Source organism: Flavobacterium sp. SM2513, assembly GCF_050908145.1.
In the GTDB taxonomy this organism is placed as follows: Bacteria; Bacteroidota; Bacteroidia; order Flavobacteriales; family Flavobacteriaceae; genus Flavobacterium.
Genome location: NZ_CP194228.1, coordinates 2719393 through 2745597, shown reverse-complemented (window position 1 = coordinate 2745597; position 26205 = coordinate 2719393). Strand labels below are relative to the sequence as shown.

Annotated in this window: 13 protein-coding genes; 3 read left to right on the top strand and 10 right to left on the bottom strand. The window is 36.2% G+C overall.

The annotated features are described in order from the left end of the window. Nucleotides 1–10: 10 nt before the first annotated feature. The 10 genes from ACQ5J2_RS11565 to ACQ5J2_RS11520 form a co-directional block, all read right to left on the bottom strand. Nucleotides 11–6700, bottom strand: a complete 6690-nt coding sequence (locus ACQ5J2_RS11565) for a PKD domain-containing protein (protein ID WP_432670630.1) — start codon at nt 6698–6700, stop codon at nt 11–13. Between the two features lie 272 nt (nt 6701–6972). Further along, nucleotides 6973–7299 (bottom strand): NINE protein, encoded by a 327-nt coding sequence (locus ACQ5J2_RS11560; RefSeq protein ID WP_432670629.1) that lies wholly within the window; start codon nt 7297–7299, stop codon nt 6973–6975. A 401-nt stretch (nt 7300–7700) separates the two neighbouring features. Then, the gene (locus ACQ5J2_RS11555; RefSeq protein WP_432670628.1) at nt 7701–8102 is read right to left on the bottom strand and encodes a hypothetical protein; all 402 of its coding nucleotides are present in this window, start codon (nt 8100–8102) and stop codon (nt 7701–7703) included. Nucleotides 8103–8126: 24 nt separating this feature from the next. Further along, nucleotides 8127–8810: a hypothetical protein gene (locus tag ACQ5J2_RS11550; RefSeq protein WP_432670627.1), complete on the bottom strand. Its 684-nt coding sequence runs from the start codon at nt 8808–8810 to the stop codon at nt 8127–8129. A 1067-nt stretch (nt 8811–9877) separates the two neighbouring features. Then, complete coding sequence (locus ACQ5J2_RS11545) at nt 9878–10384, bottom strand: hypothetical protein (protein WP_432670626.1); 507 nt, start codon at nt 10382–10384, stop codon at nt 9878–9880. Nucleotides 10385–10886: 502 nt separating this feature from the next. Beyond that, complete coding sequence (locus ACQ5J2_RS11540) at nt 10887–12071, bottom strand: ABC transporter permease (RefSeq protein WP_432670625.1); 1185 nt, start codon at nt 12069–12071, stop codon at nt 10887–10889. Between the two features lie 7 nt (nt 12072–12078). Then, the gene (locus ACQ5J2_RS11535; RefSeq protein WP_432670624.1) at nt 12079–13035 is read right to left on the bottom strand and encodes an HlyD family secretion protein; all 957 of its coding nucleotides are present in this window, start codon (nt 13033–13035) and stop codon (nt 12079–12081) included. A gap of 21 nt (nt 13036–13056) precedes the next feature. After that, nucleotides 13057–14430, bottom strand: a complete 1374-nt coding sequence (locus ACQ5J2_RS11530; RefSeq protein ID WP_432670623.1) for a TolC family protein — start codon at nt 14428–14430, stop codon at nt 13057–13059. A 315-nt stretch (nt 14431–14745) separates the two neighbouring features. Further along, nucleotides 14746–15642 (bottom strand): 3-hydroxyacyl-CoA dehydrogenase, encoded by an 897-nt coding sequence (locus tag ACQ5J2_RS11525; protein WP_432670622.1) that lies wholly within the window; start codon nt 15640–15642, stop codon nt 14746–14748. A gap of 925 nt (nt 15643–16567) precedes the next feature. Then, nucleotides 16568–16714 carry a transposase gene (locus tag ACQ5J2_RS11520; RefSeq protein ID WP_432673304.1) on the bottom strand — a complete coding sequence of 49 codons (147 nt, stop codon included), beginning with the start codon at nt 16712–16714 and terminating at the stop codon, nt 16568–16570. Between the two features lie 568 nt (nt 16715–17282). Here ACQ5J2_RS11520 and ACQ5J2_RS11515 point away from each other — a divergent pair. From ACQ5J2_RS11515 to ACQ5J2_RS11505, 3 genes are all read left to right on the top strand, one after another. Continuing rightward, nucleotides 17283–21893 carry a fibronectin type III domain-containing protein gene (locus ACQ5J2_RS11515; RefSeq protein WP_432670620.1) on the top strand — a complete coding sequence of 1537 codons (4611 nt, stop codon included), beginning with the start codon at nt 17283–17285 and terminating at the stop codon, nt 21891–21893. Between the two features lie 913 nt (nt 21894–22806). After that, entirely contained in the window at nt 22807–24270 is a 1464-nt protein-coding gene (locus tag ACQ5J2_RS11510; RefSeq protein WP_432670618.1) for a hypothetical protein, read from the top strand. A gap of 169 nt (nt 24271–24439) precedes the next feature. Continuing rightward, a complete protein-coding gene (locus tag ACQ5J2_RS11505; protein WP_432670616.1) occupies nt 24440–26128 on the top strand; it encodes a cytochrome c peroxidase in 1689 nt (562 codons plus the stop codon). The last annotated feature ends 77 nt before the right edge of the window (nt 26129–26205 follow it).

Here is a 26205-nt window from a genome sequence, read left to right as displayed (position 1 = left end):
TTGATGGCGATTATTTAATTAGTACGAAAGTTTGATTCTCATAAACGATAGTTCCGTAAAAGGTTTCTCCAGATACTTTAGCATAGTAATTTCCGTTTTCAGCATCGAAGCCTTTAATTTTAGCATCCCATCCCTTAATAACAGCTGCTTTTTCAGAATAAATTAGAGATCCCCAACTGTCATAAATAGCTAATGTTACATTTTTTAGATTTTTAGTAACGGGTCGTAAAGTATCGTTTAAACTATCCGCATTAGGTGTAAAAGCGGTAGGCAATACTAAAATATATCCTTTTTCAACGGATAAAGTAATTGTGAATTTATAGACACAACCAAATGGATAGGTTACTGTTTGTGTGACTACATAGTCTTTTGGAATAGTGAAGGTATGAATTGGATTTACTTCAGTTGAAAAAGTGCCATCTCCAAAATCCCAAATGACAGACTCATAATCGCCAGTAATGGAACTGGTAAATTGAATTGGGTCTTCAATAGAAAAAATTCCAAAAGAAGTGTAAGCTGTAGATATAACATCAAATGACGACTCTCCTAATTGCGTATTATCGACAGTAACAGTATACGTTTGTGTACATCCCAAACTGTCCTCCACCGTTAAAATCACGGTTCCGTTTACATCAGTATTCATTATCTCATTATTTGCACCAGTAATGTTCCCACTAGACCAAAAATAGTGGTAAGGTGGAACTCCTCCCGATGCCTGAGCTACAAAATTTTCTGTTACTTCTCGGGTAGTACAATCAAAATCCGTTTTTGTAACCACGGCTATTTTCAACGGTTCCGGTCGAATCAAACTGTATTGAGCTGTACTTGTGCAACCATTAAAATCAGTAACCACCACAGCATAATTCCCAGCAACTAAATTGGTTAAATCTTCGGTTATCCCTCCATTGGTCCATGCATAACTGAATGGAGGTGTCCCTCCAGAAACTATTAAGTTTATACTACCACTATTTGCATCAGTACAATCAATTGGATTGGTAAGATTTGCAGCTAAAACTAAAGTTTGTGGTTCTATAATGGTAAATGTTCTGACAATATAACAAGGTGTCCCATCAGATATTGTTGCCGTATATGTTCCTGGAGAAAGATTGTTTCTAATAACGCCAGAAGTACTACCGTCACTCCAAGTTAAAGCAACAGGTGCAATACCACCTATAAGATTTAAGTTAATACTTCCATCATTTGCTCCAAAACAAGATACGTTTTTCACAATTGGATTAACAGTAAAAATCGGAGCTTCGGGAATGTTAATGGTTGCTACTTTTATACAACCTAAATTATCCGTTATAGTAATAAAATAAGCCCCGGCAGAAAGATTATTCTGATTTAAAGCCGTTGATAAATTGCTCCACGTAAATTGATACGGTGCATTTCCTCCAGAAATTGTCGCACTAAAAGAAGCATCATTCGCACCATAACAAGTAATTTCAGTAGTAGTGTAGTTTAAAATTATTGGAGCAGATTGGGTCAAAGTCACTTCTAAATTTTGTTGACAGCCATTAGCATCGGTAACAACCAGAGTATAATTTCCTGCAAAAAGTCCAGCTAAATTCTGATTGCTACTTGTAAATCCATTCGGTCCTGTCCAAGAAAAATTGTAATCAGTTACAATTGTTCCACCAACAACCTCAACATTTATAATTCCTGTTGACGCATCAAAACAATTAATATTCGTTTGATTGAGTAACGAAACCACTAGCAATGGCGGTTCTGTTATAGTAAAAGAAAGTGTTTTTGGTCCACAGCTATTTTCATCGGTAACGCTTACATTATAAAGTCCAGGACTCAAGTTGAACAAATCTTGTGTTGCAGCAAACGGCAAACTATCCTTTGTCCAAGTGTAAGAATAGACTCCTGTTCCGCCACCTACTGCAATAGAAATTGCTCCGTCATTACTTTGAAAACAACTACTGTTGCTTTGATTATTTATTGAAATTACAATATCATCGGGTTGTGTTATCGTATATGAATTTGTATATGGACAATTTCCAGCATCATCAATCAGAATTGTATAAACACCAGGTTCTAAATTAGAAATACCAGTAGCTGTTGATGTAAAATCATTTGGTCCCGACCAAGTGATAGAATAAGGCGGAATACCTCCAGTAATATTTGTAACAATTGAAGCATTATTTGAACCAAAACAATCGTTGTTACTTACTATCACATTAGGACTTATTGCGGGATTAACCGTTACAGTTACTGTAAAATTAGCTCCTGCACAAATACCCGAAGTTGGTGTTACTGTGTAAGTAACCGAGGCCGGATTCGTTGTATTATTTAATAAAGTTTGACTAATTTCCGTTTGCGGAAGTATTTCTGCCGAAATTCCTGTAACCGCCCCAGCAGGGCTTACAACAGGAAGCGTCCAAGTATAAGTCGTTCCTATAGGAATTAAATTACCGCTTCCATCTAATGGATTAACAGTAAAGGAATTATCACTACAAATGATGGTTGTTTCAACTGCAATAATCGGAAATGGATTGACTGTAATTAAAGCGGTACTAGAAGTAATAATTTCACATCCTCCTGATAAGTCTGGAAAGGAAATTACACAATAATAATAAACATTCTCCGCCGTATCTGTTGGTGGTAAATAACTCGCATTGGTAGCACCATTAATTAAAGTTCCACCTGTTATCGCATCAATTGTATTAGAATACCATTGATACATTGGCGTTCCTGTTCCGTTAGAATAGGTCATTAATAAACTTAATGGTGTTTGATTTACACACCAAGAATTAGAAAGTGGTGATACGGTTATTACTGGCGATGGATTAATAATCACAGCAGCTGTATTCGATATAACTTCACAACCCAACCCACTTGCCTGCGAAATCAAGCAATAATAATAAACCGTTCCTTCCGTTCCAGTTGGGGGAATAAGAAAAGCAGTGGTAGCTCCTGAAATTAGTATTCCGCCAGAAGTAGTATTTGTTGTAGAACTGTACCATTGATAGCTATAAGTAGTTCCAATTCCACCAGTAGCTGTCACAGAAAGTGATGCAGGAACCGCATCTTGACAAAGTGTTTGAGTAGCCAGAGGTTGCAAACTAATAACAGGATCTGCTATAACCTCAACAGTTGCAACACCACTAGAAATAGCCCCACATCCACTTCCTGCAAATGTTATGTTTGCATAATAATAAAATGTTCCCACTATAGTATAAACTGCTGGTGTAAATGCCGACAAAGTAGCTCCAATAATGGGCATTCCACCCGCATTCGAATTAGTAGTATTAGAAAACCATTGATACGTTGGCGTCCCTGTTCCTCCCGAAAAGGTAACGGTTAATGGGTTCCCAATTGCAGTTCCTACACATAAACTTTGAGATGCTAACGGATTTTGATCAATAATTGCAGCAGTAGTAACTTCAACTGAAGCAGTGGTAGTAGCAATTGTAGCACAACTTCCTGAAATGGAAGAAAAATGTATCAAACAATAGTAATATAAAGTACCTATTACATCTGCTGGAGGTGCAAAAGTAGCATTGGTCGCTCCAACAATAACAGTACCCGTTGTGGTATCATTTTCCACATTAGAATACCATTGATACGTCGGCGTTCCCGCTCCATTGCTAACAGTAAAGCTTAATGCTGTTGGATTACCCCCCAAACAAACAGTACTCGATAAAGGCTGATTTACTACCGATGGCGATTGGTTCACAACTATTTTTGCAATAGTGCTCGTAACTGAACAACCCAAAGTAGCTTGCGAAACGACGCAGTAATAATAGACCGTTCCTACTGCAGTCGTTAGAGGCGTATATGTAGCATTGGTCGCTCCAGCAATGGCACTACCAGTGGTGCTATTATTTGCTGTATTAGAATACCACTGATATATAAATGTTCCGTCTCCTCCTGTGGCTACAACTTCCAATAGTGTTGGAGCAGCTCCTTGACATAAAGTTTGAGTTGCAACAGGTTGACTCGTTAAGATTGGATCTCCAAAAACAATAATTTCAGCACTTTCACTCGTAATAGTTCCACAATTATTTCCTGAAAAGGTAATCGTTACATAGTAATAATAATTTCCAGCAATCGAAAAAACCGGTGGTGTATAACTGGCAGTGGTAGCTCCCGTAATTAAATTTCCTCCTGTATTAGAATTCGTAGTATTAGAATACCATTGATAAGAAAGAGTTCCCGTTCCACTAGTATGACTAACAGTTAGCGGATTGGCAATGCTAACGCCTACACACAGATTTTGGGAAGCCAAAGGTTGCGAAGAAATACTTGGTAGAGGTACTACTTCTACAGAAGCATTATTAGACGTCAAACTTGTGCATCCTCCAGACGACAAAGAAACAATACAATAATAATAAACCGTTCCTACAACAGATGCCTGCGGAAGATAGGTGGATGATGTTGCACCCGCAATAAGCGTCCCTCCTACTGTCGAATTCGAACTATTGCCATACCATTGATAAGTGGGTGTTCCCGAACTCGTATTAACAAGTATAGCCAATGGGTTGGCCACTCCATTCAAACACACATTACTTGAAACAGGTTGACTTGCAATTACTGGGGCAGGAATTACATGCACTACATAATTTACAGGTGTACCTGTACAATCCCCAATTTTAGGAGTAACAACATAGGTTACCGTTCCTGCATTTGCATTAGTGGTCGAAAGAGTTTGTGCAGGAATTGTCGCCGTAGTTCCTGATGAAATAAAACCAGTTATACCAGCTGTAGCCGTTGCAGTCCATGAAAATGTAGCTCCAGAAGGAGTAGCAGTAAATACAACGGGTGCAGTTAACGTTCCGGAACATAGTGTTTGACTTAAATCGGTATTGGTGATAGTGGGTGAAGAATTTATAGTGAATGTTCGCGTCGCAGGAGTCGAAACACCACATTCATTGGTTACAATTAATGAAACAGTATAATTCCCAGGACTTGAATAATTGATAGTTCCAGGATTTAAAGTAGTTGCCGTTGCTGGATTTCCACCTACAAAACTCCAGGCATACGTTACCGAACTTGAGGTCGGACTACAATTAACAACCGTTGCCACTGGCGAAATAGTCGTAGTACCACATCCATCTAAAATGAGTGCAATAGAAACAGTGGGTGGTTTCTTCACATTAACGGTTTGAACTGCAGATGTAACAGTTCCACAAGAATTAGTTGTTTTTAGTGAAATGCTATAGATACCAGCTTCTGTAAAATTAAAAGAAGGCGTGGCAGAAGTCGCAGATGTTCCATTCGTATAGGTAATACCAGAGGTCGTTCCACAGTTTCCAGAACTATAATTTACAATCCAATTGTAGGTTGGAGTCTCACATAGATTGGTTAAACTTGTAGTATTAGTAGTCGTTACCGCTAAAGGACCACATCCGGAGATCGTACTTAAAGTAAAGTTGGGTACAAGTTGTGGTTGAACACAGATAGTCTTCGTTTTTATGTCAATTCCGCATTTGGTTCCTATTTTCAAAGTGATGGTATAAGTTCCTGCAACAGAAAATATCGGACATATAACATCAGTACCTGAACTCCATGCATTAATATTTGTATTTCCAAAATCATTTCCTAATGAACCGCTACCAAGTGTAAAACCTGTACTGGGTAAAATGATCCACACCATTTTTGCGTCTGAACAACCTGTAGAAGTTGATGTTTGTCCGTCCAAAGATGTATTTGTAAAACATATTTGACTACTGACACAAATAGGATTGGCAGGAATTGTGAAATTTGAAATAGGAGGTGTTGAAACTCGAATAGGTACTACAGACGCTGAAGATTGGTCACAAGGATTAGAAGCCTGAATGCTTGCGAAAAATGAGTTTTGATATGTTGTTGATCCTGCCAAACTAGAAGTACCACATGAAGTACTTAAAAAAGTGTGTGTTACTGATGCTGGTGGTGGATGATTAAAAGAAACGCTCGGTGAACCATCATTGAATGATACAGTATAAATTGTTCCTGGTGGATTATTATCAGTTCCAGTTATTGGAAAAGTTAAAGGAGAACTTATACATATATCAGTATTTCCAGGATTCTCTAAACCAACTGCTGGATTGTCTCCCACAAATACTTTATATGTTTTTGTAACATTGCATCCGTTTTGAGCAGTTATTGTATAGACCAAATTCCAAATTCCTACTTGATAAGTATGTGTCAATGAACTCCAGTTTGTACCTGTAAAGTTTGGAGAACTGTCACCCCAACTAATTGTGTAGCTAGTATTTGTTGCAGAAGTGGTAGATGCATTAAAAAACTCAAATTCAAATGGCTGATTACCACATATTTTAAAAACTTGAAAACCTCCAAAAACACTAGAATCTGCGGATGAATTTATTGTTGCATTTGCTTGTGGTAATACAGTGAAAACTGTATTTAAACCTATAGTTTCTGAAACAACCGGATCTGAACTATCTGCAACACTAACTAAAGTATACGTAAAAGTTCCCGCTACCAAAGTGCTGACAGGTAAGCTTACGGATGAATTTGTTCCTGTAGAAATTATTGTCGATATAGAACCATTTCCAATTTTATATGTAAACGTATACGGAGCCGTACCTCCATTTCCTGTAATCGTAACTAAAACATTCCCTTCATTTTGACAAACCGTTGTTCCTCCCCCGATAGTCGCCGAAAGAGCAAATGCTGGTGCTCCCTTAGCGCTAAATCCAAAATTGAAGAAGCTCAATAATAGGATAATAAAGTAATTTAATTTCATAAAGACTGTGTGGTTTGTTAATTGTTTTCTTAGTCAAAAGAATTGGTGACCTCCTAAACTATTTCGATTAAAATTTAGGTATATTAATTTTCTTTTATGAAGCGACAAGAATTAATTTGGATTATTTTTTAAAAAAGAAGTATTTAAAAATTACAAATTTGAAATCTAAAAAATAATGAATAATGAGCTATGTAAAAATAAAAAACCCGTAAGAATTCTATTTCACATTGCCCCTAAAATTAGCTAGTCCTTAATCCGCGAAGTAAAATTCCTTACATTAATTTTGCTTTTTTAGCTTTAAACTCTTCCGCCGTTAGAATCCCTTTTTCCATTAGACCATGTAATTTTTCTAATTCTTCCGCGGTATTTAAGTTTACAGTTGTACGAAGTACTTTACCGCCATTATATTTTAAATTAAATTTATCTTCATCCATCGAGAGAAAAATAATAAAATCGATTAAAGCTATTCCTGCAGGTATAAAAGTCCAGCAGAATAGAAGATAAAGAACTCCATAACCTCCTTGTCCTAGATAAAAACGATGAATACCAATACCTCCTAAAAAGAAAGCTAAAATTGCCGCTGTTGATTTATTTTTCATTACTGTTTAAAATATAGTTTTACTCTTATGGATTTTCAGTTACTCCCCGTTTATTAAATGGTTTCTGGACTCCATTTTTTACGCCTTTTCCCCCTCAAAAATTAAAATTTGAATTAAGTAGCGTTCGACAGGTCAAACGTAGTGTGTTAATAAGTAGGTTTATTACGGTTTACCGTAATTCAGAGAAAATAAGACACAAACCACCATCACTTCTTACACACCCCGCAACTTCCCCCATCCTTTGAACAATTTTTACAATATTTACAATTCTTACATGCCGAACAGGATTTCGTTCCCGAGCATGTAGCAGCGGTAGCATAAGCAATTCCTCCAACAGCAACCATAAGTCCAAGCGCGATAATCAGTAGTGTTTTTTTCATTAAGTTTTTTATTTGTAAAGTCTATTCATTGTCCTTCAACAGCGTCCAACCCGTTTCTTCATAAGGAGAGAGAAGAGCCGTGGGAATGTGCGCTTTGAAAATATTTTCTTGCATCCAACTCAAGTCTTCTTCAGTACTAACTATATTAGATGACTCATATCGAGCCGTTAAGTTGAAATCTCTTTTATTAAAAGCTTCAACACCTTTCGCACCTACTTTGTCAGCACTTGCAGCATTTAAAACAGGTGGTATTTGCTGTTCGACAAATTCTTTTGCACTTAAATCCTCCGTTAGCTCCTGGTGTAGCAATGAAGAAGCAGCAATACTGCTGTCCTTTTGAAAATTTTCTTTCTCTTCCTCAGGTACTTCAGCATTTAAATCTTTGGAGGCCGTTTCTATTTGTCCGTTTCTATTTGTTTGCATAATCTAAATATAATTAGGTTTACCTTAGTTTTGACGTTTTACTTTTTCGCGCATTTTGTTAACTATTGCTTTTAGTTTAGACTTTTGTTGGAACAGACTTATTAATACAATTCCAAAAATAACATTGACCGCTATTAAACCGTAGAGCCAAAAAGTATAATTGGAATTTTCTGTAAGGGTATCGAACCCAGTTTCTTCATCATCATCAAATTTAGGCTTACTGCTGAGGTGCTGAATTACGATGTTTTCAGAGTTTGTAATAACCAAGTTAACGTGTTCCGATTCTACCTCTGCGGCATTCTGATGTGCGGCAATGTGCTTCATATAAAGGGCTATGGTAGCTTTCAAATTGGCTATTTTATCGCCTTTCCTCTTCTGTGCAAAGTCATAAATAGCACTGTATTTCTGTTCATTATTAAAAATACCTTCGACAAAAAACTTTAAAGTGTCTTTGCCGATCTCCTCTTTTCTTAGCCACTGAAAATCTTTATAAAGTGCAAGAGTCTGTTTGTCATTCTCTGGAATAACAAACGAATTAACTTGCTCTTTATCCTCGCAATTGACTCTGAGTTGCACTGCTAATGCATCATTAATACATGTACAAGCCACATAATCAATCATATTGTTCAAATAGACCGACTCTTTATTTTGTGCACTATTAATTTGTACAACAAAAAGCAGAAAAACTACTGAAAGTACTATTCTCATACGTTTTATTCTTTAGATTTGATGAACTATTCCTGTTGTCAACATAAAATAATAGGATTTAATCTCACTGTTCAAATCATCAATTAATAGATAGTTTCCCATTCATTCAAAGCCATTAAACCCCTGAAAAGAAGCGCCAAATTCCTCCTAAAACTCTAATAAATGACTTAACTTCAAATTCAGATGTATCCTCACTATTTTCTCTAGGACAAACTTAATAAGATTGCAAAAATATATTTTACGGTTTCCCGTAACCACTCAAGAAAGTAGCATAAAGAGTAGGTTCGTTGGGTTTGCGTAAGTAAGGTTGAAAGTATGCCAATTATCTACTTACCTCTGCGTAACTGCGTCACTGGCCTTGGCGCCAAAATCCGTGTCGCTGGCGGGAATCAGGAGTTTATTTGTGTCCCTCCTCATTTTGATATTCTACCATTCTATATAGATTTAAAATTGTGGAATATTAAGAGTAATACCTATTTAAAACGACCCGCAATTTTGCCCAATTATCATCACAAGGTACTTGCCTTTAGGTTTTACCAGACTATTTTTTTTTTAAACTTTTTAAAGTAAATGAGTACTACTATTCCTCATTTGGCGAAGAAAATTAGGAAGTGTCCTACTTACAACGAGTGGTATCTACTTCCCGATTGGCAAGTACTATGATGAAATGCATATACATCCCGATTGGCAAGTGCTATGATAATCACAAAATATGTGTACTTCCCGACTGGCAAGTACTATAATAATGACGAAATGTAAGTACTTCCCGATAGGGAGGTGGAAGTTGGTTCTGAGGGTGCTGGGTGGTTTGTTTGGTGTGATTACTGTTTCATTATGCAATCGGAATCTTGCAATAGCAGGGCAGATACTTCGTGGATCTGGGGTTTTATTTTGTACAGAAAATTTACTGTATTCGCCATTGATTCCCATTTAAATCATCAAAACCGATAACTCCATAATTATACTCATAGTATATAACATTTACATTTTTTGGATAAATATTTGAAGGTTCTAAAACTACATCCTTATTTGATTCAAATACTAACACATTTGCATATGTTCTGTTATTAAGTAACCATCGATGAAGTTGGTAAATCAAAATTTACTGAGATATGGTTATTGTAAGTGTCTGTACCCTTGTAGCCATTCCATAATGAGAAAGTAAAATAGCCATAAAATTTAGGTATTCCTACCGTTGGATTTTCTATATCATAATTTGCTCCAATCGGATATTTTAAAATGGTTATATCGCAATCTATACCAGTACCTTCTACATTCATATATACTCTTTGTTCATCATAATGAAAATATTTAGTTGAGTAACCTAGAAATCCATTAGAAGATGCTGTGTTTTTTTTAATATGTGACCAATATATTTTATATTTTAAAACTTCATTATCTTGATTTTTGTAAACAATTTCATCATCTACATTAAGTTGACTAATAAGTTTACTCTTTTCAACTTCTGTAAATTGGTAGTATGGTATACCATCACCTTTTGGTTCATGAATTTCCTCTTTACTGCAACTATTAAAAAAAAATAATATTATAAAAGCATTTACTATATTTTTCATAATTATTAGATTTAAATATGCTTTGTGATTAACAAGAGATAATTTGAAAACTTTTACGCACAGACATTGTAATTAAAAACGAAAACCTACATTCTCTTCCAAATACATTGGTTTTTGTACAACAATAATATATAAGATTTCCAAATATAATTAATTTCAAATGATTAATTTAATGATGCTAACTAAAAATAAAACTTTTTTAAAATCCATCAATCCCGCGCTCCGATGTCTACTGTAAAAACAAACACAGCTCAGGCAAATGTCTCCGACTTAGCAGCATTTAATCGAAAATCCTAATATCTATAAATTCCTAACTCATTACCCAATCTTTCAATCCCGCTATCCCTCTATCTTCTTCCTAAAAACATTAGGGCTATCACGCACCAACAAAGTCATTAACGCTAATAGATAAACAATTCCAAATCCCTTAACGCACCACATAAAGTAACAACAGATAAAAACGGCAATAGTAGGACCGAAATACAAAGCTTTTGCATCAGAACTAATCTTCTATAGCTGCTAAATCCTGTTGCATTTTCTTGGCATACTTATTAATTTTAAACTGCAACAATGCTACCATGGCAATAAACGCAACCAAAATAATCAGCAGTAATTTATTGATTTCAGGAAGAATAGAACCAACATTTCCACCATAAAATGCAATTTTTCTAAAACCACTTAAAAACTGTGTCAAAGGAATAAACTGGGCCACATTAGCAATCGCACTCGGAAACGCAGAGGTAGGCCACGTAAAACCGCTCAATACAAATGCGGGAGTCGAAATCACCATCAAAAGTTCCGTTGCTTTCAACTGGCTTGGAATGGCCAAAGAAAACAGCATTCCAATACACATGGATGCCAAGGTCAACAGAAAAACCAAAAGCAGCATAGGGAAATTGAATACCTCGGCTTCAATCTTAAAATAAAGAATAAAAACACTTACAATGGCCCACATTACGGGAATCATGATGAAAAACGGCGTTGCTTTTACCGCAATATGATACAACGAAAGCTTGCTTTCCTGCACCAAACTGCCAAAATAATTGTCTTCAAAATCTCGAGCAAAAACCAAGGCCATGGCCAGAAAGATAATTTGCTGCATGATTGCCGCAAGCATTCCAGGCAACATAAACGTCACATAATTGCCGGTAGAATTGTAGAGTTTATTGAAATTAATTTTGAAACTTTCGTACGTAGCTGCGGCTTTTACAGCAGGGACACCTGATTTCTTCAATGCTTCGATTTCAATTCCGGCATTGAGCGTCATTAGTACCGACTGAATTCCTTTACTCGCGGTATTGGCATTTACAATATTGGCCATATTCAGATCTACACGTATTTCGGGATGCCGTTTTTGGAAGATGTCTGCTTCAAAATTAGAAGGTACGGTAATTACCGCCGCATATTCTTTTACAGGCATATCTGCGAGGATATTTCCCGGAGAATAGCGAATATCGCTTACAAACAAGACTTCATTGTCTGAGAACGCGTCAATAATTTTATCAGAAGTCGGGCTGCGGTCTTGGTCCACAATCACAATGGGCAAATCGACTACCTTCCCTTGTTGGTACACGTATCCAAATATGATTCCGTAAAAAATAGGCGCTCCAATAAATATCGCAAGCAAGACATTATTGGAAAAGATGCGTGAAAATTCGACCCGGACTAATCTGATAAAATCATTCATACTGTTATTATTTTAGAAGAATAGTGGCGTTTAGAAAGAACGATTGGTCGGCTATTTTTGACGTAGGAATTATCTTTAATTCATAAATGGATTCTGATAAATCATACAAAGGAGCGGTACTTGTTACATCGGCATAAGCTGCGATTTGCTTGATAACTACTACCTCGCCTGCCGTTTCTGTCTTGGTATACGGGTTGACCAAAGTAACCTTATTCCCTACCTTAAAATCATATATTTTTGATTCTGGAATAGTGAATCTAAAGTACATGCTGTTTTTTTCATATCCATTAAAGAGTGTGAATCCTGGCGTTAAAAGTTCGCCCACATGCAAGCTGATTGTTTCGATGGTCATGTCCGCTGGTGCAATCAAATATTTTTCATTTTCCGCAGAAAGCACTTCCTCTTTTGCACCCACGGCACGGTTCAATTGACCTTTGGCTTGGTCTAATTGTTCGCTTCGAGCACTTGTACCTATTTCCTTCTTTTTGGCATTCAATGAGGAAACTTGTGCTTTTGCCATTTCAAGTTTCATTTTTACCTCATCCAATTGCTGCAAACTAACGAGCGAATCCTTGTACATCGCATTCAGTCGGTTGAAGGATTCTTGTGCAAAATTTAATTGGGCTTTTCCAGCATCAATCTGACCGTCAATTTGATTCAATTGCTCTGTCGTTGCCCCTTTACTCGCCATATTCAGTTGGCCTTGAGCCGAAGTGATTGCTCCTTCCGCCTGCATCATTTTCGCATTGATTTCGGGAATATCGATGAAAGCAAGCGTGTCCCCTTTTTGAACGGTTTGGCCTTCTTTTACGTACAATTTACTAATTCTACCAGCAAGTTTGCTACTCACGGCTATGGTTTCAAACTTTACTTTTCCTTGATAACCCGTTATGGTTTCTTTTCCACAAGAAATCACAAGTCCAATAAGGAGGGTCAAAGGAATTATTTTTAGAATGGCTTTCATTTTTAAACTTTTTTCAGGTGATTAATATGTAAGAACTCCTTTTGCAAAAAGAAGATTGACAACCGCTCTTCGTTGCTCAAAATAGGATTGTTGCAATTTAAAGTGTGCTTTTTCCACTTCATTTAACGCATCCAATACTTCTTTTATGGACGTCAATGCATTGCGGTATTGCTTGTCTACCATTTGATAGGTTTCTTCTGCGAGTTCTATTTCTTTTTGAATCATTTCGGTGTTTTGCAACGCTGCCTCATATGCCAATTGGGCTTTTACCACGCTTAAGGCAATCATTTCATCCGCTTCTTCCAATTGTTGGCGGTATTTCTGGCCTTCGATTAACGATTGTTGACTTTTCAAACGCGATTCGTTGGCGTCAAATACATTCCACTTAATGCCGACACCGACGTACCATCTGGGGTCAAACAACGATAAATCGTTTTCTAAAAATTCATAATGGCCTTTTAGTGCTAATTTGGGAATGAAATTACTTTTTTCCATCTTGGATTTGAACAGCGTTGCCTTCTCCGCTTCTTCGAGTGCTTTAATTTCGTTTCTTTTCTCTGATTGGGCAGCACCCTCAACAGCGAAAGGTTGTAAATTTGGTTCAAGCAACTTCAAAGTTTCTTTATTTTCATTGGTAAGTTGGTGCAAGACTTCGATAAGCAACTTTTTATTCTGATTGAATTCCAACAGTTTTCCTGCCAATTGCAGTTGTGCCAGTTCTATTTTTTTTCGACTAATGGGTGTTGCTAATCCATTTTCAATTGCTTTTTTGACGTAAAACTCTTGCTCTTTCAGGTAGTTTTCAGAAGTCGTCAGCACTTTTTTTGATGCATACACTAAGGCCAGTTTGTCGTACGTTTCAATGATATTCAAAGCAATTTTATCCTTTTCGGCCAAAGCCAAATAATTTAACGAGGCCTCTTTGGATTTACTCGCTTTGAATGCATTACTGGCTTCCAACCCACTAAATAAAACCCAATCGACATCAACAGATGATTTCAAAATGTCTTTGTTTTGCAAATTGGGAACGGCTTCTAGCGGAATACCATCTGGAAATGCACTGTTAAACGGAATACCGGTCGCTTCTTTAATCAATAGTTTTTGGGTTGCCAATAAAAGATTTTGAGTATTGTCGTCAAAGGTGATGTCGTCGTCTAATCGAGTATAACTTCCGTTGAACGTTACTTTAGGAAGGAAGACTGACTTGGCCTTGGTTTGGTCGATTCGCGCTTGTGCAGCTTCAAAATTTTTAATTTGCACGCTGTGGCTTTTTTCCAAACCTTTGTTAATCAATTTTTTTAGTTCAGGGTCTAATTGTTGAGAAAATACCAATGATGTCATAAAGAGCGAAAAGAAGAGAAAAACTCGACCCGTTGAAAATAATTTTATTTGCATAAAAAACAGCATTTTATAATTCTTATGTAAATTTATAAAAAGTAAAGCGCCAATTCATTCAAATACGCTACTATTTTATAAAAATGAGTTAAGGGTTGGCTATACGACAAAAAAGCTACTTTTAAAAAAAAGCTGCACCATTGTGTGTTTAAAAAGATGACCCTTTTAGCATCCAAAAGCATTAGTGATTAAACACTTTTTCCTAACTATTAAAACCTAAATAACGCGTAACTACTTACATAGTAACTACTGTAAGGGAAATGACTATAAGTACGGTCAGCACATTGCAGTCTGACCGTACGCTTATTTCCTTTATTATTTCAAGAAATCTTCTTCTTTATAGGCTGGATTTGGATATTGGTAAAATCCTTCACCGGTGGCAACGCCTAGTTTATTGGAATCTATAAAGTTTTCCTTTAAAAACGCTACCGTTTTGATTCTAATTGGGTCCTTCGTTTTTTCGGCATTCATTTTTATAACATTGTATAAAGTTGTAATCCCAACGACGTCCACCATTCCAAAAGGACCTGCAGGAGCACCGGTCGCTTTCATCCACGTTTTATCAATCGTATGTGCATCGGCCACTACTTTTATAAGTAAATCCGTAGCGGAATAAAAGAAGGGAACCAGCATTGAGTTGATAATGTAGCCCGGTTGTTCCTTTTTTAAAGGCAATGCCAACATGCCGATGGCTTTGGCAAAAGCAACAACATCATCAAAAACTTTTGGGTCAGTACCGGGATGTCCCATAATCTCTGCGGTATTGTGTTTCCAAATACTGTTGGCAAAATGCAAAGCTAGGAATTGCGAAGATCTTCCTGTTGCATCTGCAAATTCACTAGGCAACATGGTAGAAGAATTGGTTACAAAAACTGTTTTTGCAGGAGCAACTTTTGCTAGTTTTTCATAAAAGCCAATTTTGATTGTTGGATTTTCAGGAACCGCTTCAATCACTAAGTCAGCATTTTTTACCGCCTCCCCTAAATCGGACGAATAGCTTAAATTAGCAAATGTTTGCTTTAATTGTTCAGGTGTCGCATTCAAATCTTTGGTAAACTCCTTACTCAGACCTTCAAATTTACCTTTGGCATTTTCTAAAACGGCATCATTAATATCATAAACTGTGACTTGAAAACCATGAAAGGCGGATTGAAAGGCAATTTGAAATCCTAAAACGCCACTTCCTGCGACTGTAATATTTTTGTAGTTCATCGTGTACTATTTATTTTGTGTTTATAATTGATTTTTATGAAAAAGAGCTAGATTAGACGCTTGTTATTTCGGTAATGTACGAATTTTGAAAATAGTGAGACGTAAGTCCTATGCAGATTTTTAAACATCAGACCTGATAGAAAATACTATTGAAACAAGCGCCATGCGAAATTACGCGTTTCATAAAGTAAAGTTTGTATGCAATTACGAATGAATTTTACAAGTTCTAAACCTGTCGGAACAAAACAACTACTTGGTCATTTATAAGTACAAGTTATTTGCACCGCGACTCATAGCTAACACATAACTCAGAACCCATGACCATCTTGTCTTTGAAACTTCATAGTGCTACGCATTCCTCTTTTTGTCATTCCGTCTTTCAATACCTATTCCTTAACCTAATAACCATTAAACTTTTAAACTACTAACCTATTAACCCTCTTTTCATCCATAAGTATTAACAGAATGTTATCGGGTTCATTCAAAATAGGGTTCATTGTTGGCTTTTCAACTCCTATAACTTTTTAAATTTTTAATCCTTTTTTGTTGTTGACCGCATGTAATCATTTCCGTACTATATGCCTTGAAATATTCAACCTCTATAACCTTTGCAACTTTTAAACTTTTAACCCTTTTTTCCTCCATCCTATCCCACAAAAAAAAGCTACCCTACTTCGATAAGTATCGGAACAATAAACCCATTCAAACCCCTGTTCAGTCCCTATAATCAGCTCCTTCCAACTCCAGATTTATTATTCATCTTTCAGACGCAACGCATGCTTTTCTATTGACCATTTTTGTTTTTAATCGGAACCCATAAAATGCGTTTTTCCGTCAATTATTTCAACTTCTGCAAAACTATGTTTTCCAAACACAACAAATAAATTTCTTATTTTTTATATCGAATTTCTGATTTTCCAACTGTCTAACAAAAGCTGATGAGTTCACCTATATCATTATTAACAATGTAACGCTTACAACCGTTCAACCAGCCCAATGTAAATTTCCAAGTTCTCGCAATATTTTTAAATACCTTAACTTCTATTATTTTTTTATTTTTAAAAACTCTAATTGGTTTAGAATCGACAAAAGATATTACTGCGCAACAGCCTAAAAAGTTTTTGCAAACATAGCCATAGACTGCATAATTTTTAAAAATCGGTTATAATAAACGGAATTTGGAAATTCTTCCTGCATGTTTTTATGTTTGTAAAATAGTTAAAAATGTTTAAAACAGCGAAATATTCCTAAACGGAACAAATAATATAGGGTAATCACTTCAGCTCTGCCCATTTTAGGCTTTCCCTTTAATTTATGTACAGTAATAAATGATATAGTTGTTTTATCGAAATTTTTTCAAGACTCATCCAGAATCCAAAATAATCAGTAATCAAAGCAAATAATAGGGTGCTTTTTTTTTTAAATATTTTAAAATCAAAAATTTAAATATAAGATCTCTCGCCTTTTTTACCAAATTTAATTACCTATTTTGCTTCTTTTTCTATTAAGTTATGAATCGAACTCAGGTTACTAATGTAGTGTTGTTTACTTTTTTATAACGAAATAATAATATTAGAGATTATTTGAGTCCTAACTTTATATATACCTTAGTTTATATTAATATTAAACTTTTTTATACAATGAAAAAAATTACTTTATCATTAGTTTTCCTTCTGACGATGGTCATAGGAAGCTATGGACAAGTTGCCTACGATTACGATTGGGAGTCAACGACAGTGCCTTTAGGAGATTGGACCACGAGCTCTTCCTATGGTTTTTCACGTACTACCACAACACCTTGTGAGGGGTTGGCATCCGCAAGAGCAAATACTTACAGCTCTGCAACAAGTACATTGACATCTCCATTATTACCCAATTCAAATGGTGGCCTTGTAACCGTAAATTTTGATTATAAAGTTACGCTTTTTAGTCCTAATACTACAGGTGCTGCTGCAAATCAGGTTGAAATTGAACTGCAGGCTTCTAATTCGCTTTCAGGCCCATGGTTTGCTGTGGATTATATCAATGAAAACAATCATATTGTCTCCGCAAATTGTGCTGCAAAAACAGCTACTTTTTCTGCATTACCCGGGAATCTGTATGTTCGGTTTTTAACGAAATCTCTTAATGGAGCGGATGTATATTATTATTTTGACAATATTTCTATTACGCAGGGAGCAGCTCCATCATGCATTCCTCCCGCTTTTATCACTGTTTCAGAAATTACCAGTAATTCAGCGAGTATAAATTGGACTGCTACTTCTCCAGCGCCAAGTGCAGGTTACGAATATTACTATTCTACGTCAGATGTGGCTCCAACTACAGGTACAGCAAGTACGTTATTAACTGCAGGTTTAACTTCATTACAAGATAACACAATCTATTATGTATGGGTTAAATCAACCTGTGATTCAGGCTCAAGTGCATGGAATGGTCCTGTATCTTTTAGAACATTATGTTTACCATTTGGTAATTTTGAAGAAAATTTTGAAACTGCGACTGTAGGCTCAGGATTAGTACCAAATTGTTGGAACAAATTAGTGGTATCTACAGATACTTCAGCAAACGTCTCTGTCATTAATTATGCAGCTTCTTCTGCACCGAATGCTATCTATTTGACAAACGCAAATGATGCTACTGCTCAAATTTATTTAATTACTCCAGCATTGAATGCAATTGGTGCAAATACGCATCGAATGAAATTTGAAGCTAGAGGTGGTGTTACGGGACAAATATTGACTGTAGGTACTATGAGTAACCCTAATGATGCATCTACTTATGTGGAGCTGCAGACTTACACATTAAGTACAACTTATACTACATATAATATTACTTTAAATACTTCAACTACGGCTGGTTTTATTGCCTTTAAAAATGGCTTAGGTGGAACGAATCGTTCAGTTTATTTGGATAATATGACTTGGGAGCCAATCCCAGCAGAAGCACCAGGATGTATCCAAGATATGAATACAGTTACCCATGAAGGTTGTGGAAATTACCCAACTACATTTACTTGGGCAGCTGTTTCGGGAGCTGACGGGTACAAAGTTTCTATAGGAACTTCTATAAATGGTCAAGATTTAGTGGTTGACGAGTTAAATATTTATAATGCTTTAAATTATTCATTCGTCGGGAATCCGGGAACTACTTACTATTATACAATAAGACCCTATAACGCCAGCCTTAATGGTAATGCAGTAGGTTGTTTCGAAGACTCCTTTACAACTTATGGTGATGGCTGCTATTGCAATTCTGTGCCTACACAAAATGATGGTGCAGGAATTACAAACGTTCAAATTAATGATTACGCAACACTTGTAACAGATATTACCTATGCAGATTTTACTGGAGCGGGTGCAATTGATATTACCCAAGGAATAAATACCGTTATGAACATAACTTTAGCAACAGGTTATTCATACTGGACAGATATTTGGATCGATTACAATGATGACTACAATTTTGATCCTTCAGAAGTAGTTTATTCGTCTACTGTAGGTTCAAGTAGTAGTAGTCCCACCGTTGTAAATACAGCATTTATGACTCCCCTAACAGCTCAAATAGGAGAGCATAGAATGCGAATTATAAGTTCAGATGGTAAGAAAATCCCTGCAAATCCATGTTATAGCGGTGATTATGCAGTATCCTTAGATTTTTTGGTCAATGTAGTTGGAGCCCCCGACTGTTTGCCACCAACGGCTAGCACAGTTAGTAACATTGTGGCTGATGGTGCTCAATTAACTTGGGTTTCTGCAGGCACTTTGTTTAATGTCGAAACAGTATTTGCTGGAGAAGCACAAGGTTCAGGCATTTTAACTTCGGGCATTACAACAAATACTGTAACGGTGACTGATTTGGATCCGCAAACAAATTATGTTTACTATATCCAAGCAGATTGTGGTGAGGGAAGCGTAAGCCCATGGGCGGGCCCATTTGCTTTTAGAACTGGATGTGAGAGTTTTGGAAGTTTTACTGAAAATTTTACTACTGACGTAAATTATGTAGCACCGGAATGTTGGTATACATTAAAAAACACAACAAGTACTTCCGCTGGAATAAATGTTTATAATAATAACGATTATGTTTATTTTAATAATTCTGATGACGCTGCGGCCCAATTATATTTAATTACGCCAGCTCTAACTGATTTACCATTGAACACACACCGAATTAAATTTAAATCCTATTCAATTGCAGTCGGTGCAACGTTACAGGTCGGTACGATGAATAATCCTAATGACGCAAGTACTTTTAATTTAGTACAAACGATTCCTTTGACAGCTACTAATGCGAATTATTCCGTTTCATTCATTAATTCAACTACAGATTCCCATGTTGCATTTAAGTTTATGGGTACACAAGTGAATCAAACCTTATATATAGATGACGTAATTTGGGAAACTGCACCTACTTGTCCTGATGTATATACCCTTAATTTTTCAGGAGCTACAACTACAACTGCCACTATTTCTTGGACTGCAGGTGGAACTGAAACAGCATGGCAATATGCTTATGGTGCTGCAGATTTACCGGACCCTAGTGGCTTGACTACTTATGATGTTATTGCCACTCCATCAACTACAATCACAGGATTAGCGGCAAACACAAATTATAAAGTATGGGTTAGATCTTCTTGTGGTACAAATTTTGGTGAATGGTCTCCAGCTAAAACATTTTTAACAGAATGTAATGCTATCATTACATTCCCTTGGACGGAAGGTTTTGAAAGTACTACAGGTTCAGCATTTCCACCATGTTGGTTCAAAGAAAACGGTGAGTGGGTTACTTCCGCAGCAAATGAGTTTGTTATTCCTCGTACAGGTTCTAGATTTTTAAGAGATACTTATTATGCGACAGACGAATATATGTGGACTCCCGGTTTTGAATTAACTGCAGGTGTAAGTTACGACTTCAGTTTTTATATGGCTGGTGATGGTTATGCCGGTTGGACTGTGGGTGTTTATCAAAATACTGTTCAAAATAGTGTTGGAGCAACGCAACTTGGAACTACTATCAATGCTTCGGGAATAGGAACTACTTATGAAATTCAGCCTTATGCTAAAGTGACAAATACAATCGTCCCTACAACCTCAGGTACATATTACTTTGCTGTTAAGGTAAATCAGCCGGGTTATCCTTGGTATATTGGATTTGATGATTTCAGATTGGAGCCTACGCCAACATGTATAGCGCCATTATCACCAACAGCTACAAATGTTACAGTAAATAGTGCTACTATGAATTGGACTCCTACAAATCCAGTTCCAGCAAATGGTTACGATTATTATATTACTTCCTCGGATGTTCTTCCAAATAGTACTACTGTATCTACAGGAACAGTAATGATGGGAATTACAACCGCAGGTGTAACGGGTCTACTAGCTAATACAGTATATAAAATTTATGTAAGAAGCATTTGTGGAACGGATGATTACAGTGCTTGGTCAGATGCAGGTACATTTACAACTCCTTGTGACTCTTATACTGCGCCATTTGCACAAAATTTCGACACCTATGTGCCAAGTTGTTGGGCAACTGCCGCTGAAGGAACGGTAGCAACAGGTCCAACAGGATCTGCGGCGGGAATTTGGACTGTAGACGGTTTTTTAAATATTGGAACAACAGGTGCTGTTAAAGTTAATTTGTATTCTACAAATAGAATAGGATGGTTAATTACGCCGTCGATGAACACGACAATAGGTAACGATTATACTTTTTCATTCAATTATGGTACAACAATATGGAATCAAACAACACTAGCTACTATGGGATCTGATGATTTTGTTAAAGTGGTAATGTCAGTTGATAATGGAGTTTCATGGACTGAAATTCATAGTTTTACAGCAGCCAGTAATGTGTTGAATACTTCTCAGGTATACAATTATGAGTTTGTTGCTTCAGCTGTGAAAGCTAAATTTGCTTTAATTGCAAGCGATGGAACTGTAGATGATGGTCTAGACTATGACTTTTTTGTCGATAATATTGCATTTGATAGTGTTTTATCAAATGTAGATTTTGACACAAATTCATTTGTAGCATTTCCAAACCCGGTAAAAGATGTCCTGAATGTAAGTTTTAACCAAAACATTTCTGTTGTAACCATTTATAATCTATTAGGACAGCAAGTTTTATTGATGAATATAAATACAAACAAAGGTCAAGTGAATATGTCAAGCCTAGCTACAGGAACTTACTTGGTTAAAGTAAATACTGAAAACGGAGTCAAAACTATCAAAGTAGTCAAAGAATAATTTTAAAGTTTAATAAATTTTTAAGCCACCTTCGGGTGGCTTTTTTTTTTAAACTCATATTTGTTAAATTGTATACCTATTTTTTTTTTAATTATTCTAGTATACAATCCTCCCGAAGAGATTAACAAAACTATTAAATAGCCAAATTTTGCTAGACTATAAAAAAAATTGAAATCGTATTTAGAGAAGACGCCCCGTCTATTTATTCCAGAGAAAAGTTGAATCGTTATGTTCTAAACTGACCATAAGTTATTACTTCAAGTTCAAACTGATGACGCTGTACCAGTACCACTGAACTTCCCTATACCACCAGCCTTCACCCCCACTATAAGCTAGATAAATAACATCACCGTCAGTGTTTATATAATTTCAAAAATATACTATTTATCTCAGCTTTAATCCCTTAAAAAAAATCCTATCCCGATAAGTATCGGTAATTCAAATCAATTCAAACACCTTGAAAACAACTCCATAGGTAGTAACAGCTTGTCATCAATTTCAATCCGTCCCTAACCTCAATTTCTGGTACTCGTTTCTAGCGTTTACCTACTTACTTATAAAAACCAAAGTATGCGTTTGCAACGCGACTCCAATCAATCCTGCCCCACTTTTAAAAACACAACACAACACCGCAGTCCCAGTAACTAAATAAGCATTTTATCTTTACAATCTAAAACAAATTTTAAGTGTAACCCATAAATTTACCGTAGGTTTATTTTAAATTAAAGCAGCCTTCTTTTTAATTAGCTCTCCGTCCTTCCATTTGAATTTAAACACAACAAAAGCAGTGTTTTAGTCAAAATCACTATTTATAAGTGTTGTGAATTTTAGTAAACTACTGGTAACTTTTAGATAAATTACATAAAGCCAATCCGCTCTATTTTTGTAGAAATAAATAAACAAACACACAAAAATGAAAAAATCTTATTTTATTAGTGCCTTATTGGTTGCAGCTATTGCCGTTTCCTGTAACGATGACGATGGATCGTCTAACGGTGGTACTTCAAATGCAGTAGAATTTAAAAACCGATCTATTACACCTGCGTTAGCACGAACATTTTCTGAATTTTCAGGCGTAGAAGTCTACACGCTTATTAGTAGTGAGGATACAATTGCAAACTCTGGCGATATGGTGTATGGTGGAGCTCCAGATGGACAGGGATTCATTAAGGATCCAGCGAGCGATGGATATGTTATGGTAAACAATCATGAAAATACATGGGCCGTTTCTAGATTGTATTTAAATAGTAAACTTGATATTGTAAAAGGAGATTATATTGTAGATACAGATGGTGGTGGTTTCCGTTTGTGTTCGGCAACTATGGCTACACCAGCAGAACACGGCTTTGGACCTATCTTCTTAACGGCCGGAGAATCGAATGTAAATGCAATGTGTCATGCCATTGATCCACTTGCAACTGCTAATAAAACAGATAATAGCAGAACCAAACCCGCTTTAGGTAAAATGAGTGCCGAAAACTATGTGCCTTTAAACAAACAGGCTTATCCTGGAAAAACGGTAATTATTGCTGGTGAAGATTCTGGAAATGGACAAGTTTATTTATATGTATCTAACACAGTTGGTGACTTGGAGAACGGAAAACTACATGTTTTGAGAAGAACCAATTTGAATCAAATTGAAACTTCAATGACCTGGAACAATTCGTACGACGTAGAATTTGTAGAAGTTCCCAATGCAAAGAATCTTACTGGTACTGAAATAGAAGACTTAAACAGTACTTTAAAATCCATTCAATTTGCACGTGTAGAAGATTTAGATTACCGTAAGGGTTCTGCTTCAAATAATAGAGAACTTTACTTTGTTGCAACCGGTGTAAGTAACAATGCAGAAAAAACGTACATGGGACGAATGTATCAATTGAAATTAGATGCAACAAATCCTTTAGTAGGTAAATTAAAAATTGTAGCGGACGGAGATGTAACTGCTACTGGTGAAAACGTAAAAGGATCAGATATTATAAATCCAGATAACGTTTGTGTAACTGAAAACTACGTGTACATTCAAGAAGATGGAGATTCTTTCTTTCCAGAGGCAACACACGACTCGTATATTTGGCAATACAACATTGCAACAGGAAAAAAAGTACCCTTCATGAACATGAAAAATGGCGATACTGATATGTTAAACACGAAATACAATCCAGCAGGTGCTAATCAACTCAGGAAAGGGATTTGGGAGTTTGGAGCAATGACAGATATTTCTGATAACGTTGGCATTCCTGGTACATTCTTGCTTAATATTCACGCCCATACTTGGGTAGAAGGAGACCGCTTTTTGAACCCTAGTAAAGCAGCATCTGTACAGACTTATAAATCAGGCGGACAAACGGTTATTCTAAAAAATGTTCCAAGATAAAATACTTTAACCCGTTTAATAACCTACAGTAACACCTTTTTAATTTAGTTAATAAGGTGTTACTAATTTTACAGTATCAATGAAATTTCTAAAATTTAGTATTGCTTTTTTGCTCCTTTCTTTCATTTCTTGTAAGGAAAAGGAAACGTATATCACTATGGAAAACAGTATGAAATCAGTTGTAGAAAAACAACTGGATTCTTTGCAATCCACACTCGATAACTTGGCTTCTGCAACCAATAAAGAAGCACTAACCGAGCAATTTACTTCTTCTCGAATCCTTTATAAAAAAGTAGAACCTTTTGTAGAGTACTACTTTCAAGGTTTCAGCAGAAGAATTAACGGCCCTGCCCTACCCGATGTAAAAATAGATGATAACGTGGTGAATGATGCAACCGGTTTCCAGGTAATTGAAGAACTGATTTTTACACAAGAACCTATAGATTATACGGTGCTGCATTCGCAAATTGCGATACTGCAAACCGATTTATTGTTTGTAAAGAAAAACCTTAAAGATTTGCCTATACAAAATCACCATGTTTACGAAATTTTGCAGCATCAAATTATCCGAAATGCCACGATGGGGCTTACCGGTTTTGATTCGCCCGTGGCATTTGCATCCATTGGTGAAACCAAATACTCGCTCATTGGCTTGCAAGAAAACATCACGCATTTTTGTACTTTAAATAATGTAAAACCTACTGCAAAAATTACAGCATTATTCCAAAGAAGTGAAGAATATCTAGCTAAGAATGAAAACTTTGACACCTTCAATCGTTTGGTTTTTATCAAAGAATATTTAATGCCTTTGAGTGAAGAAGTCGCTGTGATTTTCAAAAATTATTTGAGTGAAAGACCCAAAACGGTTACTCCATTTTCAGGTACATTGTCGGATTTAATGCAAGGAAAAGGCCTTAATCCTGATGCTTTTTCGCCTTATGGCAACTCGGTTTCTTCTGTTCCTAAAATAGCATTGGGAAAAAGATTGTTCAACGATACCCATTTATCCAAAAACAGCACAATAAGTTGTGCCACATGTCACAATGCAGACAAAGCTTTTACCGACGGCTTAAAAATTTCTACCATCAAAGTACACAACTTAGCTGTTTCAAGAAATTCGCCGACGCTTTTATATGCGGCTTTCCAAAACGACTTTTTTTATGATTTGCGTTCCCAGGATTTGGAAAATCAGATACAAGATGTGATGGAAAACGAAAACGAATTTAATCTTTCACCAAAAGAAATTACTACACGAATCACTAACAATAAGGCGTATCAAAACGAACTTTTAGCCGCTTTTCCAGACAAGAAAGAACTTACACCCTTTGAAATCAGAAATGCCATTGCCGCTTATGTGCGAAGCCTGATGCCTTTTAATTCTAAAATAGACAACTATTTTAAAGGTAAAGAAACGTTAACAAAAGAAGAAGAAAACGGGTTTAATCTGTTCGCCGGTAGAGCAAAATGTGCCACCTGTCATTTCATACCCTTGTATAATGGCAGCATTCCGCCTTGGTTTTCTGTTACTGAGTCGGAAGTAATTGGAGTACCAAAAAGCATTGCATGGGAAAATGCCGTTATTGATGATGATTTAGGTCGCTACAACACCAACCAATTGGAACAATTCAGGTTTGGATTTAAAACGCCTACTATCAGAAACATTCAAAAAACCGGACCTTATATGCACAATGGCGTGTATAGCACCTTAGAGGAAGTGGTTAAATTCTACGAACTTGGAGGCGGCAACGGTATTGGAATGGAACTAGAGCATCAAACCCTTCCGTTTGACAATCTAAATATTAGCGAACAAGAAAAGAAAAATCTGGTACTGTTCATGCAAACACTTACTGATCGATAGGAACAATACAGCAACTTAAAAAAAACACATCAACTTATTCCCCGTTATCGGTTTCCCTATTCACTTCAAGTAAAATC

Bases quoted from the DNA above. Each gene is read 5' to 3' on its own strand.
- ACQ5J2_RS11565 (WP_432670630.1), bottom strand. From the start codon at position 6,700: ATGAAATTAAATTACTTTATTATCCTATTATTGAGCTTCTTCAATTTT.
- ACQ5J2_RS11560 (WP_432670629.1), bottom strand. From the start codon at position 7,299: ATGAAAAATAAATCAACAGCGGCAATTTTAGCTTTCTTTTTAGGAGGT.
- ACQ5J2_RS11555 (WP_432670628.1), bottom strand. From the start codon at position 8,102: ATGCAAACAAATAGAAACGGACAAATAGAAACGGCCTCCAAAGATTTA.
- ACQ5J2_RS11550 (WP_432670627.1), bottom strand. From the start codon at position 8,810: ATGAGAATAGTACTTTCAGTAGTTTTTCTGCTTTTTGTTGTACAAATT.
- ACQ5J2_RS11545 (WP_432670626.1), bottom strand. From the start codon at position 10,384: ATGAAAAATATAGTAAATGCTTTTATAATATTATTTTTTTTTAATAGT.
- ACQ5J2_RS11540 (WP_432670625.1), bottom strand. From the start codon at position 12,071: ATGAATGATTTTATCAGATTAGTCCGGGTCGAATTTTCACGCATCTTT.
- ACQ5J2_RS11535 (WP_432670624.1), bottom strand. From the start codon at position 13,035: ATGAAAGCCATTCTAAAAATAATTCCTTTGACCCTCCTTATTGGACTT.
- ACQ5J2_RS11530 (WP_432670623.1), bottom strand. From the start codon at position 14,430: ATGCAAATAAAATTATTTTCAACGGGTCGAGTTTTTCTCTTCTTTTCG.
- ACQ5J2_RS11525 (WP_432670622.1), bottom strand. From the start codon at position 15,642: ATGAACTACAAAAATATTACAGTCGCAGGAAGTGGCGTTTTAGGATTT.
- ACQ5J2_RS11515 (WP_432670620.1), top strand. From the start codon at position 17,283: ATGAAAAAAATTACTTTATCATTAGTTTTCCTTCTGACGATGGTCATA.
- ACQ5J2_RS11510 (WP_432670618.1), top strand. From the start codon at position 22,807: ATGAAAAAATCTTATTTTATTAGTGCCTTATTGGTTGCAGCTATTGCC.
- ACQ5J2_RS11505 (WP_432670616.1), top strand. From the start codon at position 24,440: ATGAAATCAGTTGTAGAAAAACAACTGGATTCTTTGCAATCCACACTC.